General features: G+C 63.6%; 12 protein-coding genes. 2 read left to right on the forward strand and 10 right to left on the reverse strand.

The features are described from left to right. Positions 1-75: 75 nt before the first annotated feature. The 10 genes from H045_RS10085 to H045_RS10130 all read right to left on the reverse strand — a co-directional run bounded on the left by H045_RS10085 (position 76) and on the right by H045_RS10130 (position 13,523). Complete coding sequence (locus tag H045_RS10085; protein ID WP_003238176.1) at positions 76-1,779, reverse strand: long-chain-fatty-acid--CoA ligase; 1,704 nt, start codon at positions 1,777-1,779, stop codon at positions 76-78. Positions 1,780-1,810: 31 nt separating this feature from the next. Further along, positions 1,811-3,109 (reverse strand): acetyl-CoA C-acetyltransferase, encoded by a 1,299-nt coding sequence (locus tag H045_RS10090; protein ID WP_015372287.1) that lies wholly within the window; start codon positions 3,107-3,109, stop codon positions 1,811-1,813. Then, entirely contained in the window at positions 3,106-3,996 is an 891-nt protein-coding gene (locus H045_RS10095) for a MaoC/PaaZ C-terminal domain-containing protein (protein WP_015372288.1), read from the reverse strand. The genes H045_RS10090 and H045_RS10095 overlap by 4 nt, the downstream gene beginning before the upstream one ends. A gap of 3 nt (positions 3,997-3,999) precedes the next feature. After that, the gene (locus tag H045_RS10100; RefSeq protein WP_015372289.1) at positions 4,000-5,343 is read right to left on the reverse strand and encodes a 3-oxoacyl-ACP reductase; all 1,344 of its coding nucleotides are present in this window, start codon (positions 5,341-5,343) and stop codon (positions 4,000-4,002) included. Between the two features lie 246 nt (positions 5,344-5,589). Beyond that, positions 5,590-8,142: an acyl-CoA dehydrogenase gene (locus tag H045_RS10105; protein WP_015372290.1), complete on the reverse strand. Its 2,553-nt coding sequence runs from the start codon at positions 8,140-8,142 to the stop codon at positions 5,590-5,592. Between the two features lie 154 nt (positions 8,143-8,296). Then, positions 8,297-9,706, reverse strand: coding sequence for an outer membrane protein transport protein (locus H045_RS10110; protein WP_003238166.1), 1,410 nt, complete (start codon positions 9,704-9,706; stop codon positions 8,297-8,299). Between the two features lie 123 nt (positions 9,707-9,829). Further along, positions 9,830-10,333, reverse strand: a complete 504-nt coding sequence (gene praB, locus H045_RS10115; RefSeq protein ID WP_032871525.1) for an alkane oxidation protein activator PraB — start codon at positions 10,331-10,333, stop codon at positions 9,830-9,832. Between the two features lie 133 nt (positions 10,334-10,466). Beyond that, positions 10,467-10,961 carry an alkane oxidation protein activator PraA gene (praA, locus tag H045_RS10120; protein ID WP_003238160.1) on the reverse strand — a complete coding sequence of 165 codons (495 nt, stop codon included), beginning with the start codon at positions 10,959-10,961 and terminating at the stop codon, positions 10,467-10,469. 58 nt (positions 10,962-11,019) lie between these two features. Then, positions 11,020-12,300, reverse strand: a complete 1,281-nt coding sequence (locus H045_RS10125) for an alkane 1-monooxygenase (RefSeq protein WP_015372291.1) — start codon at positions 12,298-12,300, stop codon at positions 11,020-11,022. Between the two features lie 182 nt (positions 12,301-12,482). Beyond that, positions 12,483-13,523 (reverse strand): alpha/beta fold hydrolase, encoded by a 1,041-nt coding sequence (locus H045_RS10130; RefSeq protein ID WP_015372292.1) that lies wholly within the window; start codon positions 13,521-13,523, stop codon positions 12,483-12,485. 200 nt (positions 13,524-13,723) lie between these two features. Between H045_RS10130 and H045_RS10135 the strand changes: the two genes are divergently transcribed. Both H045_RS10135 and H045_RS10140 read left to right on the forward strand, forming a co-directional pair. Next, a complete protein-coding gene (locus H045_RS10135; protein WP_015372293.1) occupies positions 13,724-15,262 on the forward strand; it encodes a flavin-containing monooxygenase in 1,539 nt (512 codons plus the stop codon). Beyond that, a complete protein-coding gene (locus H045_RS10140) occupies positions 15,259-16,149 on the forward strand; it encodes an SDR family NAD(P)-dependent oxidoreductase (protein WP_003238153.1) in 891 nt (296 codons plus the stop codon). Before H045_RS10135 ends, H045_RS10140 begins: the two co-directional genes overlap by 4 nt. The last annotated feature ends 10 nt before the right edge of the window (positions 16,150-16,159 follow it).

A 16,159-nucleotide genomic window follows, 5' to 3' on the forward strand; every position in this document is an offset into this window, starting at 1 on the left:
CTTAACCGGCCCGAACACAAAAAATCTGACACTCTCAATAACGGATATGTACCCGTAAAAAACCAGCCAAAAATCTCACCGCAAAGCCCTGCGCAACACCTTCCCCACCGTAGTCTTGGGCAACTCCGTACTTCGAAACTCCACATACCTGGGCACCTTGTACCCCGTCAAATACTCCCGACAATGCGCAAGAATCTGCGCCTGGCTCAGGCTGGGATCCTTGCGCACCACAATAATCTTGACCCTCTCCCCGGTAACCCCGTCCTCCACCCCAATGGCCGCCACTTCAGCCACCCCCGGATGCATCGCTACCACGTCTTCGATCTCGTTGGGATACACATTGAAACCCGAGACCAGAATCATGTCCTTCTTGCGATCCACCAGACGGATATACCCACGCTCATCCATCACCCCGATATCTCCGGTCGACAGCCACCCCTGCGCGTCCAGTACCTCTGCCGTTTCCCTGGGCCGTTTCCAGTATCCCTGCATCACCTGCGGGCCGCGCACTTGTAGTTCGCCCTGCTCGCCAATCTCGGCAATTTCGCCGTCTGCACGCACGAACCGCACCCAGGTCGACGGCAGCGGCACGCCGATGCTGCCGGTGAATTCCATCTCGCGCATGCGCGAAATATCGATGGGGCTGATGCTCACCACCGGCGAACATTCGGTGAGGCCGTACCCCTCGATGATCGGCAGCCCGGTGACTTCTTTCCAGCGCCTGGCCACCGCTGTGTGGGTGGCCATGCCGCCGGCGATCACCAGGCGCAAGGCAGAAAAATCCCGCGCACAGAAATCCTTGTTTTCCAGCAAACCGTTGAACAGCGTGTTCACCCCGGCTATCCCGTTGAAGCGTTCCTTGCGCAGGATCATCTGCACACGCTTCACGTCTCGAGGATTGGCGATCAGGATATTGCGCCCGCCCAGGCACATGAACATCAGGCAGTTCACCGTCAGCGAAAAGATGTGGTACAGCGGCAACAGGGTCACGTTGCTTTGCTGCTGCTCCTGGTCCAATTGATCGCCGACCCAGGCCTTGGCCTGCAACAGGTTGGCGATGATATTGCGGTGGCTGAGCATCACGCCCTTGGCATCGCCCGTGGTGCCGCCGGTGTATTGCAGGAAGGCCAGGTCATCCCGCTGCGTGGGCACCGGCAGGAGATTGAGCGCCCGTCCCTGCTTCAGCACCTGGTTGAAACGCACCGAACCGCGCAGGTTGAACGCCGGCACCTGCTGTTGCACACGGCGCAGGATGAAGTTCATCGCCGCGCCCTTGAAGGTGCCAAGCAGGTCGCCGATGGCCGCCACCACCACGCGTTTGACACTGCTGCCCTGCATGACTTTTTCCAGGGTGTGGGCGAAGTTTTCGAAGATCACCACGGTCTCGGCGCCGCTGTCCTTGAGCAGGTGCCTGAGTTCATGGGAGGTGTACAACGGGTTGACGTTGACCACCACCGCACCGGCCAGGATCGTGCCTAACAGGCAGATCGGGTACTGCAAGCAATTGGGCATCATCAGTGCCACGCGGTCGCCCTTTTTCACCCCCTGGCCCTGTAGCCAGGCAGCAAACGCAATGCCCTGCGCCTGCCAGTCGGCATAAGTCATCTCGGTGCCGATGCTGACGTAGGCCACGCGCCCGCTGAATTTTTCCAGGTGTTCGAGGAACACTTCGCGCAACGACGGGTAGGCCTCGATACCGGCCTCAATGTCTGCCGGAACCCCGGGCAGGTAAGCGTTCAACCAGATGCGTTCGGTCTGTTCCAGGCTGATAGCGTTCATGGCAGTTTCCCTGTTGTTGTTATGAGTAGCGCTATTTTTCAACGATGGCGGTGATGCCCAGGCCGCCCGCTGCGCAGATCGAGATCAGGCCGCGCCCGCCGCCGCGTTCATCAATGGCCTTGGCCAGCGCGGCGAGTTGCCGGCCTCCAGTGGCGGCGAAGGGGTGACCGCAGCCCAGCGAGCCGCCGTTGACGTTCATCTTCGCGCGGTCGATGGCGCCCAACGGAGCCTCCAAGCCCAGTCGTTCGCGGCAATAGTCGGGGTCTTCCCAGGCCTTGAGCGTGCACAGCACCTGGGCGGCGAATGCTTCGTGGATCTCGAAGAAATCGAAATCGGCAAAGCCCAGCCCTTCACGCTTGAGCATGCGCGGTACGGCGTAGGCCGGGGCCATCAGCAGGCCTTCGCTGCCGTCGACGAAATTCACTGCCGCGGTCTCGCCGGTACGCAGGTAGGCCAGCACCGGCCAGCCATTGGCGGCGGCCCAGGCTTCGCTGGCCAGCAGCACCACCGAGGCGCCGTCGGTGAGCGGCGTGGAGTTGCCGGCGGTGAGAGTGCCATGCTCGCGGTCATAGGCCGGCGCCAGGCCGGCGAGCTTTTCCAGGCTGGTATCGGCGCGCAGGTTATTGTCGCGGGTCAGGCCGCGATGGGGGCTGATCAGGTCGTCGAAAAAACCACGCGCGTAGGCGGCATCGAGACGCTGATGACTGGTGAGGGTCAATTCGTCCTGGGCCAGGCGCTTGATCTGCCAGCGCCTGGCCATTTCTTCGCAATGCTCGCCCATGGACAACCCGGTGCGCGGCTCGCCGTTGCGTGGCAGCAATGGCTTGAACAGCATCGCCGGGCGCACCTTGCGCAGCGCCTTCAGCTTGTCGCCCAGGCCTCTACCGCGATTGGCCGCCAGCAACACATGGCGCAGGGATTCGTTGATGCCGATGGGCGCGTCGGAGGTGGTGTCGGCGCCGCCGGCTATGCCCACCTCGATCTGGCCGAGGGCGATTTTATTCGCCACCAGCAACGCCGCTTCAAGCCCCGTGCCGCAGGCCTGCTGCACATCGTAGGCAGGCGTTTCAGGGGACAGCATGGTCGACAGTAACGACTCGCGCGCCAGGTTGAAGTCCCGCGAATGCTTGATCACCGCGCCTGCGGCAAACTCGCCGAGGCGCTGGCCGTGCAGGTTGTAGCGATCCACCAGGCCTTGCAGCGCGGCCACCAGCAAATCCTGATTGCTCTCGAAGGCATACACCGTGTTGGAGCGGGCGAACGGGATGCGGTTGCCGCCGATGATAGCCACGCGGCGGGTCGGCGCCGGGTTGAAGCTGTAGTCACTCATGCCAGGTTCTCTTTCCAGATAAACAGCCCGCGCATGTGCGGCTTGTCGCCCGCGACGTTGCGCACTTCGAATGCCCGGCGCGGGCCGCTCGCCGGATGGCTCCATAACGCGACCTGGCCGGGCAGAAAGATCGGCAACTTGAAGTCGCAATGGGCCTCGGCCGCCGCCAGCCCGCCCGGTGGTTGCCCGGCGGCCAGTGCCCGGCCCAGGGTCCACATGCCGTGGGCAATGGCGCGGCGAAAACCAAAGAGCTTCGCGCCGATCAGCGAGGTATGAATCGGATTGAAGTCCCCCGACACCCTGGCAAAACGGCGCCCCAGATCGGCGGGCAATACCCAGCGCTGGGTGCGTAACAGGCTTTCTTCCGGCAAGGGCAGCGCGTCGTCCCACGGCTCGCCGACGGGGTTTGCCACCTCGCGGCGCAAGTAAAGGCTGTCGCTTTCCCACACCAGGGCGTCTGCGCCGTAGGCGCGAGTGGCGATGCTCAGCGCCTGGCCCTTGGGGTGGGCCACCCAACGTTCGCAATACACTTCCAGGCGCAAGGCCTGGCCTTCGTGCAAACGCTGATGCTGACGGATGCGGTTGGCCAGGTGCACCATGCCGCCGGCCGGGTACGGAAAACTCGGCCGGGTCAGCAGCATCAGGTGCAAGGGAAACGCCAGTACGTGGGGATAGGACAGCGGCACGCCCTGCTCGCGTCGGAAACCACAGGCACGGCCATAGGCGCCGATGCCGACAGGCGACAGTTCCACTGCCGAACGCACCAGGCGCTGAGTGGGCAACGGCGGCGCGCCGTCGAGCGCCGGCTTGCGCAGGGCGCGCACCCCGTCCAGCAGCAGCCGGCTGCGCGACGGTGGCGGGTCGATGATCTGCGTCACGTAATCCATGGTTCAGGCTCCCAGCAGGCTTTGGCCGCACACCCGCACCACCTGGCCATTGACCCCGCCCGAAGCAGGATGGGCCAGCCAGGCGATCGTCTCGGCCACGTCGATGGGTTGACCGCCTTGGGACAGCGAATTCATGCGCCGCCCCGCTTCGCGGATCATCAGCGGAATCTTCGCAGTCATCCGGGTTTCGATAAACCCGGGCGCCACCGCATTCACCGTCACCTGCTGCGCCGCCGCCCGGGGTGCCAACGCCTGCACCAGCCCGATCACACCCGCCTTGGAGGTCGCGTAATTGCTCTGCCCCAGGTTGCCGGCGATGCCGGAAATCGACGACACGCAGACGATGCGCCCGCCGAGGTTCAGGCCCTGCTGGTCGAGCAGCGCCTGACTCAATTGCAACGGCGCTTGCAGGTTGACCGCGAGCACGCTGCGCCAGGCGTCCTCGCTCATTTTGGCGATGGTCTTGTCCCGTGTGATCCCAGCGTTATGCACCACCACATCAAAGGCGCCGTGCTGGCTGATGTGGTCCTGCAACGCTGCGGCGGCATCCGCGGCGGTAATGTCCAGCGCCAGGGCCGAACCGCCCACGCTGCTCGCCGCCTGTTGCAGTGCATCGCGGGCCTGGGGCACATCCACGCACACCACGTGGGCGCCGTCCCGGGCCAGTACCTGGGCGATGGCCAGGCCGATGCCCCGGCAGGCGCCGGTCACCAGCGCGCGGCGACCAGCGAGAGGCGCGTCCCAGTCGACCGCGACGTGGCCGTCCACCGGTTTCTCCAGGCGCACCACTTGCCCCGAGACATATGCAGAGCGGCGCGACAGGAAAAACCGCAGGCTGCTGTCGAGCGCACCTTCGGCGCCCGGCGCCACGTAGATCAACTGCACGGTGATCGCCCGGCGCAGCTCCTTGGCCAGCGAGCGCACCAGGCCCTCGAGGGCGCGTTGGGCGATGGACTGCGGCGGGGCCTGGCAGTGTTCCGGCGCAGTGCCGAGCACCACCACCCGTGACTGCGGCCCAAGACGCCGGGCGTTGGCGTGGAAGAACGCGTAGAGCGCGTCGAGCTGCTGCACGTCGGCCACGTCGGTGGCGTCGAACACGGCGCCCTGCACCTTCACCGTGGACGGCGCGTTGAGCGTCGCCGGGGTGGCAGCGACCGTGTCGGTGGCCGCAAAAAGGCGTTGCACAGGCTCGGCCAGACGCCCTGCCCCGGCGACGATCACCGGATTGACCAACGTGGCCAGACCGCTGCGATAGCGCAGCAAAGGCACGGGTTGCGGCAGGCCGGCGGCCTGGGCCATGCGGCGTCCCCAGGGGGAATTGACGAACGAAAGGTAGCGGTCACTCATAAATACATTCCTTGCACACTATTCGAAAACGGCTACATGGCTCTGTGGCGAGCAGGCTTGCCCTGCGTTGGGCTGCGCAGCAGCCCCAAAACCAGACGTTGAGCCGTATCAGGTACACCGCGTTTTGCTGGAGTGGGGGCGCTTCGCACCCCAACGCGGGGCAAGCCCGCTCGCCACAACAAGCCCACACATTTTCCTTAACTGAACGGCATTAGGGCTTGCCCCGCGCAAGACGAATGCGTGGTATCAGGCACTCCGCGTGGGCTGGTTTTGGGGCTGCTTTGCAGCCCAGCGCGGGGTAACCTCGCTCGCCACAGAGGCCGGCTCCAGCGTCTGTTTGCGCTGCTGCAGTGCCTCCAGCAGACCGAAGTCCTGCGGGAAGTCGTCCACCTGAATGGCGTGGTCGGCGTATTCCACATAGCGCCCGAGCAAGGTGTCTTCCTCGCCGCTGATCAGGTCCAGCGCCCGCGCCTTGACGCGCCAGGCGGTAAAGGCCGTGGCGCAAATCGGCATCGGTTCGAGCAGGCCCTGCTTGATCGCAGGTTTGAGCCGCGCCTCGATCAACTCCAGTTGAGGCAACAACCGGAACCCCAATTCGCCGTAAGCCAGCTTGTCGATTTCCGGGCGAGGAATATAGGAATCGGCGAGCAGACGCTCTCGGGTTTCGCAGGGCGTCTGCACCAGATCGGCGACCTCGGCCAGCAGGCGATCGGACGGTTTGCGCCGGGGAATGCCCAACGGAAAACTCAAGCCACGCAGCACCGCTGCCGCTGCTTTGGAGGGATAGTTGTCGAGCACTTCGTCCAGCGCTTCGTGGGCGCGCAGCAACGCGTCCCGGGCCGACCAATGCACCAGCGGCAAGTCCGCCCGGGGCCGACCGTCGTCTTCAAAACGCTTAAGCACACAGGACACTATGTACAACTGCGACAACACATCGCCCAGGCGCCCGGTGATGCTTTCCTTGCGCTTGAGGGCACCGCCCAGCACGCCCATGGAAACGTCCGACACCAGCGCCAACACCACCGACAGACGATTGGCCTGGCGGTAGTAGCACGCCAGCGCAGGCTCGGTGCGCGCGGGTGCGGCAATCAGCCGGCCACCGCTCAGCCCATGCACCGCCGCGCGTACGGTGTTGGCCAGCACAAAGCTGATATGGCCAAACATCGCGCTGTCGAACGCTTCCAGCGCCTTGCGCCGGTCCGGGTTGCGCGCGGCTTCCATTTCGCGAAATACGTAGGGATGGCAACGAATCAGGCCCTGGCCATAGATGATCAGGCAGCGGGTCATGATGTTCGCGCCTTCCACCGTGATGGCGATGGGGCTTTGCTGATAGGCACGGGCCAGGAAATTGTTGGGCCCCATGCAGATGCCCTTGCCCGCGACGATGTCCATGCCGTCGTTGACGATCATCCGCGCACGCTCGGTGACGTGGTACTTGGCGATGGCCGAGATCACCGAGGGTTTCTCCCCGGCATCCAACGACGCCACCGACACCTTGCGCACCGCGTCGCAGGCATACAGATGCCCGGCCATGCGCGCCAGCGGTGCCTGCACCCCTTCGAACTTGCCGATGGGCAGGCCGAACTGCTTGCGCATCGCCGCGTACGCCGTGGTGCCGCGCACCGCGACCTTGGCCAGGCCGACGTTGGCCGATGGCAGCGAAATCGCGCGCCCCGCCGCCAGGCATTCCATCAACATGCGCCAGCCATTGCCGACCTGTTCGCGACCGCCGATCACCCATTCCAGTGGAATGAACACATCCTTGCCGGTGGTGGGGCCGTTCTGGAACACCGCGTTCAACGGCCAGTGGCGACGGCCGCTGTTCACCCCGGGGTGCGAGGTGGGAATCAGCGCACAGGTGATGCCCAGCGCACCTGGCGCGCCGAGCAGGCCCTGCGGGTCTTCGGCGCGAAACGCCAGGCCAAGCACCGTGGCGATGGGGCCCAGGGTGATGTAGCGCTTGTCCCAGGTCACTTTGAAACCGAGGGTTTCCTGGCCCTCGTGCAGGCCTTTGCAGACGATGCCCAGGTCAGGAATCGCGCCGGCATCGGAGCCGGCATACGGGCTGGTCAGCGCAAAGCACGGGATGTCTTCGCCCCGCGCCAGGCGCGGCAGGTAATAGTTGCGCTGGGCATCGGTGCCGTAATGCAGCAGCAGTTCGGCCGGCCCCAGTGAGTTGGGCACCATCACTGAAATCGCCGCCGCCGAGCAGCGGGTGGACAGCTTCATCACCACCTGTGAATGGGCGTAGTGCGAGAAGCCTTTGCCGCCGTACTGCCGGGGAATGATCATGCCGAGGAACCCGGCATCCTTGGTGTACTGCCAGGCTTGCGGGGACATGTCCTGCCACACCTGGGTGGTTTCCCAGTCGTTGGCCATGTCGCACAGGGTTTCGACTTCGTTGTCGAGAAAGGCCTGCTCTTCGGCACTCAGGCTGGCCGGTGCGGCTTTCAAGAGGCGTTGCCAGTCGGGCTTGCCGCTGAACAGTTGGGCGTCCCACCACACGGTGCCGGACTCGATGGCCGCACGCTCGGTGTCGGACATGGCCGGCATGATCGTGCGAAACAGCGCCAGCGCCTTGCCGGTCAACAGCGCACGGCGCAGGGGTTTGATCGCCAGCAGCAACGCGGGCACCACCGCCAGCAGCACCGCAAGGGTGATGCCCACGCCCGCCACCACGTTGAACAGGTAACCCATCGCCAGCCATGCCAGGCTGATGCCGAGCCACAGCGCGGCGGCGGCTTGTCGATACGCCAGGACAATCGCGGCGGCGAAACCCACCAATAACCAGATAACCATGGGAGACCTCTCTCGATTTCAGGATGGAGCAAATTCAAATTAAACTTTGAAATTTTTATTTAATGCCTGGACCAAAAAAAGCAGCCGACCCTGTCAGCCGCCTCTCACTCAATTGACACGCCATGGATCGCCTGTGCGCGCCATGGCGACAGAATCAGAACGCGTAGGTCGCCGACAGGCTGACCACTTCGCCCTTCGCATCGGCCTTGCCGTCCAACGTGGCACCACCGAGACGATCCTGGTTTTGCGTCCTGAGTTTGGCTTTCTCGACGAATTGCCGCGAGTAGGCACCGTCGATGCTCAAACCGGGAATGGCGCGGATGTTGTAGCCAAAGCCCAGGGACGCAAAAATCCGGTCCCCGTCGGGGATACGCGGGTCGCGCGTGGAGTTGCGCGTGGGCGTCTGGTCGGTGGCCACGCCTGCGCGGAAGGTGAAGTCGTCGGTGAATTTGTAGTCACCGCCCAGCGACACCATCCAGGCGTCCTTGTAGTTGTAGGGAATGGACACGATCTGTTCGCCGTCGGACTTCAAGGTCAGCGCCTTGAACGACGACCACTGGGTCCAGGTGACGCTGGCGCCCAATGTCAGGCGGTCATTGAACTGGTGCACCCAGTCGACGGAGGCGTTGGCCGGTACGTCCAGTTGCGCCGAGGCATTGGCGCCGTTGGCATTGAGGTTCAGCCCGGGATAGGCCAGCGACGGCAGGCCGCTTTCGATCAGCGTCCTGTTGGCCTCGTCGGCGTAGATGTTGTATTTGCCCTCCAGCTTGTTCTTGATTTTGGCGTGGTAATTCAGGCCCAGGGTGTCGAACTCGGTCGGTTTCCAGACCACACCGGCGAACCAGCCCACCGAGGTGTTATCCACCTTCACGCGCATCAACGCGGAGCCGACGCCGGAGGGAAACGGCAGACCGATGTTCGGCGACAGGGCCGCGGCCGAATACAGGTCGAGGTTCTGGCTCACGAAGCCCTTGGTGTGCTGCACGATGGCGCCGCCACCCACCGAGAACTGATCGTTGACCTTGAACGACAGGGAGCCGGTGACACCGACCGTTTCAATGCGGGTGTCGACGGCAAAGTCGCGGCCGATCCAATCCTGGTCCCACGTGGTACGCGCGCCCATGGGCACCACTTGGCTCAAGCCGAAGGCAAAGCGATCGTTGATCGGCATCACCATGAAGCCGGTTGGCAGCCACGCGGTAAAACCGCCCTGGCCACCATCGCCGGTGCGGGGCGTGGAACTGAAATCCGTGGGGTCGACGCTGGCCGGTTCATTGCCGGCATAGTCCTTGGCCGTGCCCTTGTATTTGACGTTGATGCGCGCGTAATCAACGGTGAACTGCGAAATATTACGATCGATAAAGGCCATGGCCGCCGGGTTGTTATAGGCCGCCGAAGGATCGTTCTGGAACAGCGAGCCGCCACCAAAGGCACGCCCCCATCCGGGAGCGCCGAAGGTCGGCGTTGCAAAACCGCCGGCTTGCGTCTGCCCTGTCGCACCGATAAGGCCGCCGAGGACTGCCAGGCTCAACAATGTGCGGGCCTGCCGTTTCTTGTTATTCATGCTCCACTCCTTATTTTTATCCTCCAGGCTCGGCTGTCCCGACCTGGCCTGCCGCAGCAAGTGCCTCTTGCGAGGCACTTGCGTGTTTCAACGTGTGATCATCACGTCAAGCGCTCCGGGCCCTCATGGCGTCACGGTGAACGCAGGGTTAGGCACGGCGGTCAGCGCAGTGATCTTGCAGCGGCCCACGGTCTGGGCGCTCGGCACGCTCAGGGTGTTGGTGGAGTTGCTCCAGTTCACACTGATGGTGACTGGCGCAGAGGAGCAGTCGTTGAGGATCTTGAAGTTCACCCCGGCAACCGTGCCGGTAAAGGCGTCCGGGCCACCGCTGGCGACGCTCAGCGTCCAGGGCAGGCCTTGCAGCACCGGCACACTGCACAGGGAGTTGGAGCCACTGACCGAGGCGCCGGTGATCGCGGCACTCGCACCGTTGGCGGCGACGGTCCCGGTGAAGGTGATGTTGCACGTGACCGGCAGGTTCAACGAGGCAGGCGACGTCACCGTGATGGAGCCTGCTGTCGAGAAGCCGGCGCCGGCAGGCGCGATCGTTGCCGCATTCGCCATCGACGCCGCGCTAAAGCACAGGGCAAACGAAGTTGCACAAACGAGGGTTTTCAAGCTTTTCATTGTTTTTCCTCACATGTTGTGGCGAATCATTTCGCCAGGGGTAATGGCCATGAACGAGAGGTCACGGTGAAACTGCAGAACTTCCCTTTCCAGCCAAATTTCAATGCATTTACCGCTTAACAAATCGGAGTACTCAATCGACCACTTTGAAGGTGGGCGGCATCTTGATCGACACGGACTTGATCCTGCAGTCTTCGCCAATCGGCACATCGCGGGCTTCCAGCTTGCCGGTGGCGTTATCCCAGGTGCCCTCGGCGGTCGATGGGCCGCACTTGCCGCCCAGACCGAAGGCGTGCACGTCGACGCTGATTCTGGACATGGCGCCGCTTTGCGTGTCCCTGGCGACCAGCACCCACGGCAGGTTGATAGCCTCGACGCGGCTGCACTTGAGGCCGCCGTCGAACTCGACCTTGTCGACATTCACGGAGGAGCCATCGGCCGCGACCTTACCGGCGACCTTGATGGTGCAGTCGGCGCTGATCAGCTTGCCCTTGGAAAAACTGATTGGGCCCTGGGCCGTGAAGGCACTGCCGGCGGGCTCGATGCGCGCGGCCTGCGCCTGGTGATAGACGATCAGGCCCAACGCGGCCAGAACGGTGTGGGTGATGAACCTGGCAGGTGTTTGCATGGTGGATGTCCTTCCCTTGAAATTATTGTTGTTCGGGTCATACAAGGTTGTTGCGACCTCACAGGGGCGCAGCGCTTCGACCGTACTTGTGCAGATACTTCGCGCGCTGTGACGGCTGAAGATTGGTCAGGGAAATATCACCGGCGTAATGCTTGAGCACGCGGTGGTCCATGCGGCGGCGCCACAGGTACGGCACATAGGCCCAGACGATCATGCTGGCGTAGCCGTAGGGCAGTTGCGGCGACTCATCGAAGTGACGCAGCGACTGGTAACTGCGGGTGGGATTGGCGTGATGGTCCGAATGCCGCTGCAACTGGAACAGAAAGATATTGGTGACGATGCGATTGCTGTTCCACGAATGGCGCGGCGAGCAACGTTCGTAACGGCCATTGGGCAACTTCTGGCGCTTGAGGCCGTAGTGCTCGACATAGTTGACCACCTCCAGCAGCGACAAGCCGTACACGCCCTGAATGATCAGGAACGGAATCACCGCAGCCCCCAGCCAGGCAATCATCGCGCCCCACAACACCACGCTGTACATCCACGCGCTCAACACGGCGTTTTTCCAGTGCCAGGCTGGCAGGCCGAGTTTGCGCAAGCGTTCACGCTCCAGGTTCCACGCCGAGCGGGCGCTGAACCACACCGAACGCGGCAGGAAGGCCCAGAAACTTTCGCCCAGCCGGGAACTGGCAGGGTCTTCCGGGGTGGCAACCCGTACGTGATGGCCACGGTTGTGTTCGGTGTAAAAGTGCCCGTAGAAGGTCGGCGCCAGGGTCACTTTGGCCAGAAACACCTCGAGCGGGCGAGGCTTGTGGCCCAGCTCATGGGCCGTATTGATGGCAATGCCGGTGGCCGCGCCGGTGGACATCGCCATGCCCAGGTAGGTGAACCAGCTGATCGCGCCGTGCAACTCGGTGCGCGCGGTAATAAAGGCGGCGGCTTTTGCCAACCCGCTCGCGGGGTCCAGCGTCGCGGTGGCACGTAGCAGGCCGCCGTTGATGATCCAGTCGATGCCGCCGGCCGCGAGCCAACCGGTGACCACCACCGAAGCGATCACGAACAGCACACCGATGTAGACGATCCAGCGGTAGTAGCTTTGGCTTTCGAGGTGACTGACGGCGGATTCGGGCGGGTTGCTGATGTCTTCGCCGAGCAGACCGTCGATGAGGGGGATCAGACCGAAGATCACCAGCACACCCACCCACCACAACGATTGCACGCCGGTGGCGATGGCCAGGGCACCGGAGAGCAAGGGCGTGGCCAGCGGCATGATGCCCAGCCACCACAGGAGGCGCTTGCCGTCGGTCCACACGCCGGGCGCTGCCAAGGTCTGATTCATGGCAACCTCCGCGCACGCTGAGCGGCAAGCGGGTTCAGGAAGCACCGACGATCTACTGCGGTCGGCCATGCGATAAAAGGCGTTTTTTTCATTATTTTATTCGCTCTTAGGCATTGCAAAAACTGTTTCAAATTACACATTGAAATAATTTTTTAAATAAATAGCGCGGAACCGTTAGGTCGTCAACCAGTTTCTTGAACCCTTTTTGCGTGACCGGGCAGTCGCCTCGCGACCTGCTCCACCAATGCCGCCACGCGTTCGCTGGCCGTGATCGGCAGCATGTGCCCACACCCCTCCACCACCTGCAGTTTGAGCCCGGGCACCTTGCTGGCCAGGGCCTGGCCGTGTTTGCGCAAGTCGAGCACCTTGTCCTGCGCGCCATAGATCAGCCCGATCGGCAGGGTCAGTTGCGCATAGCGCGCCACCATGTGCGGCAGGTCCTTGTTGACCTGGTTGATCTCGGTGGAGGCCGCGTAGAAATTGTCCGCACGCATGCCCAGCAAGCCGCCGCCTCGGGTGGCGAAATCGGCCGGTGCGGCATCAGGCGCGAACACGCCCCTGACCACCGAGCGTTGCGTCAACAGGCCGATGGGCAGGGTCAGCGTGTGCGACACCCAGCGGCGCAACCACGCCGGGCGCACGGCCAGGGACAGGAATACCGGCGGCAACAGGCGCTGGGGATGCGTCAACGGCGCCACCAGAATGAGGCCGGACACCGTCTCGGGATGGTCAAGGGCCAGCGCCAGGGCAATCGCGCCGCCAAGGGAATGGCCCAGCACCAGCGGTTTATCCAGGCCCAATGTGTTTATAAAGTCGCCGATCTGCCGCGCCTGGGCCGGCAGGTTCGCCGCCGTGCCTTTACCTCGGGTGGAATAGCCGGAGCCCGGGCGGTCGATGCTGATCACGCGAAAATGCGCACTCAACCGGCCGGACAAGGCGTAGGTGAGGTTGCGACTGCTGCCCATCAGCCCGTGAATCATCACCAGCGGCGGTCCGCTGCCCTCCTCGACGTAATGAAAGCGCTCGCCATTGACCTCCACCACCCGCCCGTTGCGCGGCACGGCCGCTTCTATGCGCCGCGTCATCCAGGCACTCAAGCCCCACAACACCGCGCTGGCGCCGGCAAACACCGCCGCAGCCACACTCCATTCGACAGCCATCGCTTCGTCCTCCGCTTCCCTGGGGCTGGCGACCCGACCGGTATTGATCGAGGCCTCAGCCATCGTCCTTGCCTGCTGCCGGGCGTCATTCATGGCGTGCGCGTCCGTCGGACGAGGCGCACATACCAAACAAGGTCCTGGCGTGGGCGAATTTTTCAGGTAGATTATTTAAAATCTTTTTTAAAATATGTAATTCAAAATTACTTTGCAATGGTGTTTCATCCAGCGACAGGAGCACACCCGATGCCTACGAGGGACTGCCCATGAATACCCAGCGTGAATCGATCGACATTGCCATCATCGGCTCAGGCTTTGCCGGCCTGTGCATGGCTATCCAACTCAAGCAGGCCGGCTTCACTGACTTTTTCGTTGCCGAGCAGGCCAAGACGCTCGGCGGCACCTGGCGCGACAACCACTACCCCGGCTGCGCCTGCGATGTGCAGTCCCACGTGTACTCGTTTTCGTTCGCGCCCAACCCGCACTGGTCGCGGCAATTTGCGCCGCAGGCCGAGATCCGCGCCTATCTTGAGCAGTGCGCGCAGCGCTTTGCGCTGGCGCCCTACCTGCGATTCGGCATGGGCCTGCAACGCGCGGTGTTTGATGAACACCAGCAGCGCTGGCAACTGAGCTTCAGCGATGGCCGTCAAATGAGCGCGCGGGTGCTGGTGTCGGGCATGGGCGGGCTGTCGCGCCCGGCACTGCCGGACATCCCGGGTCTGGAAAGCTTCAAGGGCAAGCGCTTCCACTCCCAGCAGTGGGATCACGACTATTCCCTGAAGGGCAAGCGTGTCGCGGTGATCGGCACCGGGGCCAGCGCCATCCAGTTCGTGCCGCAGATTGCGCCGCAGGTGGCGCACCTGGACCTGTTCCAGCGCACCCCGCCGTGGATCATGCCCAAGCCCGACCGACCGATCTCAGCCACCGAACGCTGGCTGTTCAAGCACCTGCCCTTCACCCAGCGCCTGGTGCGCAGCGCCTTTTACTGGGCGCTAGAAGGGCGCGTGGTGGGCTTTGCCCTGCATCCACGTCTGATGAAAATGGTGCAGAAAATCGCCCTGCGTCACTTGCGCAGGCAAGTTGCGCGACCATCCCTGCGCAAGACCCTCACGCCGGACTACACCATCGGCTGCAAGCGCGTGCTGATCTCCAACGACTACTACCCGGCGCTGTCGCGCAGCAATGTCGAGGTGGTGACCGACCCGGTGTTGCGCATCGAAGCCGACGGCGTGATCACCGCCGACGGCATCAAGCACCCGGCCGACTGCCTGATCTTCGGCACCGGTTTCCAGGCCAGCGATCCCCTGCCCCGCGACTGCATCATCGGTCGCCACGGCATTGACCTGATGGACGCCTGGCGCGAGGGCGCACACGCCTATAAAGGCACCACGGTACCGGGCTATCCGAACCTGTTTTTGATCGTCGGGCCCAACACCGGACTGGGACATAACTCGATGATTCTGATGATCGAGGCCCAGGTCGCCTACATCCTCGACGCGCTGCGCCAGATGCAGCGCAAGCGCATCGCCACGGTGGACGTCAAGCCTGCCGTGGAACAGGCCTGGAACAGCCAGTTGCAGGACAGGCTCAAGCGCACCATCTGGAACACCGGCGGCTGCCAGAGCTGGTACCTCGACCCGCGCACCGGCAAGAACACCACGTTGTGGCCGGGCTCCACCTGGCGCTTCAGGCAGCTCACCCGGCACTTTGCGCTCAAGGACTATGGCATCGATCTGGCGCCCGTCCCGGCGTCCACGCGCGCAACGCCCGCGCCCCATCCCACTGCAGAAGGCAGCCTGTCATGAAGTCATTCAACGGCCGCGTGGCGGCGATCACTGGCGCGGCGTCCGGCATGGGCCGCGCATTGGCCCTGGCGCTGGCGCGAGAAGGTTGCCACCTGGCGCTGGCGGACGTGAACCGCGAGGGCCTGGAACACACCGTGACGCTGATCCGGTCCTCGACGCTGTCGCCGGTGCGGGTCACCACTGAAGTGCTGGATGTGTCCGACCGCCAGGCAGTGGACGCGTGGGCCGCGCGCTGCGCAGCGGAGCATGGCGCCGTCAACCTGGTGTTCAACAATGCCGGCGTGGCGTTGTCGAGCACCGTCGAAGGCGTGAGCTACAGCGACCTGGAATGGATCCTCGGCATCAACTTCTGGGGCGTGGTGCACGGCACCAAGGCATTCCTGCCGCACCTCAAGGCCAGCGGCGACGGGCATGTCATCAACACCTCCAGCGTGTTCGGCCTGTTCGCCCAGCCTGGCATGAGCGGCTACAACGCCAGCAAATTTGCCGTGCGCGGTTTTACCGAAGCGCTGCGTCAGGAGCTGGATCTGCAACGCTGCGGCGTGTCCGCCACCTGCGTGCACCCCGGCGGCATCCGCACCGACATCTGCCGCAGCAGCCGCATCGACGCGAACATGACCGGTTTTCTGATCCACAGCGAGCAACAGGCCCGCGCCGACTTCGAAAAACTCTTCATCACCGACGCCGACCAGGCCGCCAGGGTGATCCTGCAAGGCGTACGCAAAAACAAGCGCCGTGTACTGATCGGCCGCGACGCGTATTTCCTCGACCTGCTCGCCCGCTGCCTGCCGGCCGCCTACCAGGCGCTGGTGGTGTTCGCCAGCAAACGCATGGCGCCCAAGCCGCGCAGGCCCGTATTTGAACCCAATGACGAGCCCCGTCTCTGAAAAGGAGCAC

This window comes from Pseudomonas poae RE*1-1-14, assembly GCF_000336465.1.
Classification (GTDB): domain Bacteria; phylum Pseudomonadota; class Gammaproteobacteria; order Pseudomonadales; family Pseudomonadaceae; genus Aquipseudomonas; species Aquipseudomonas poae.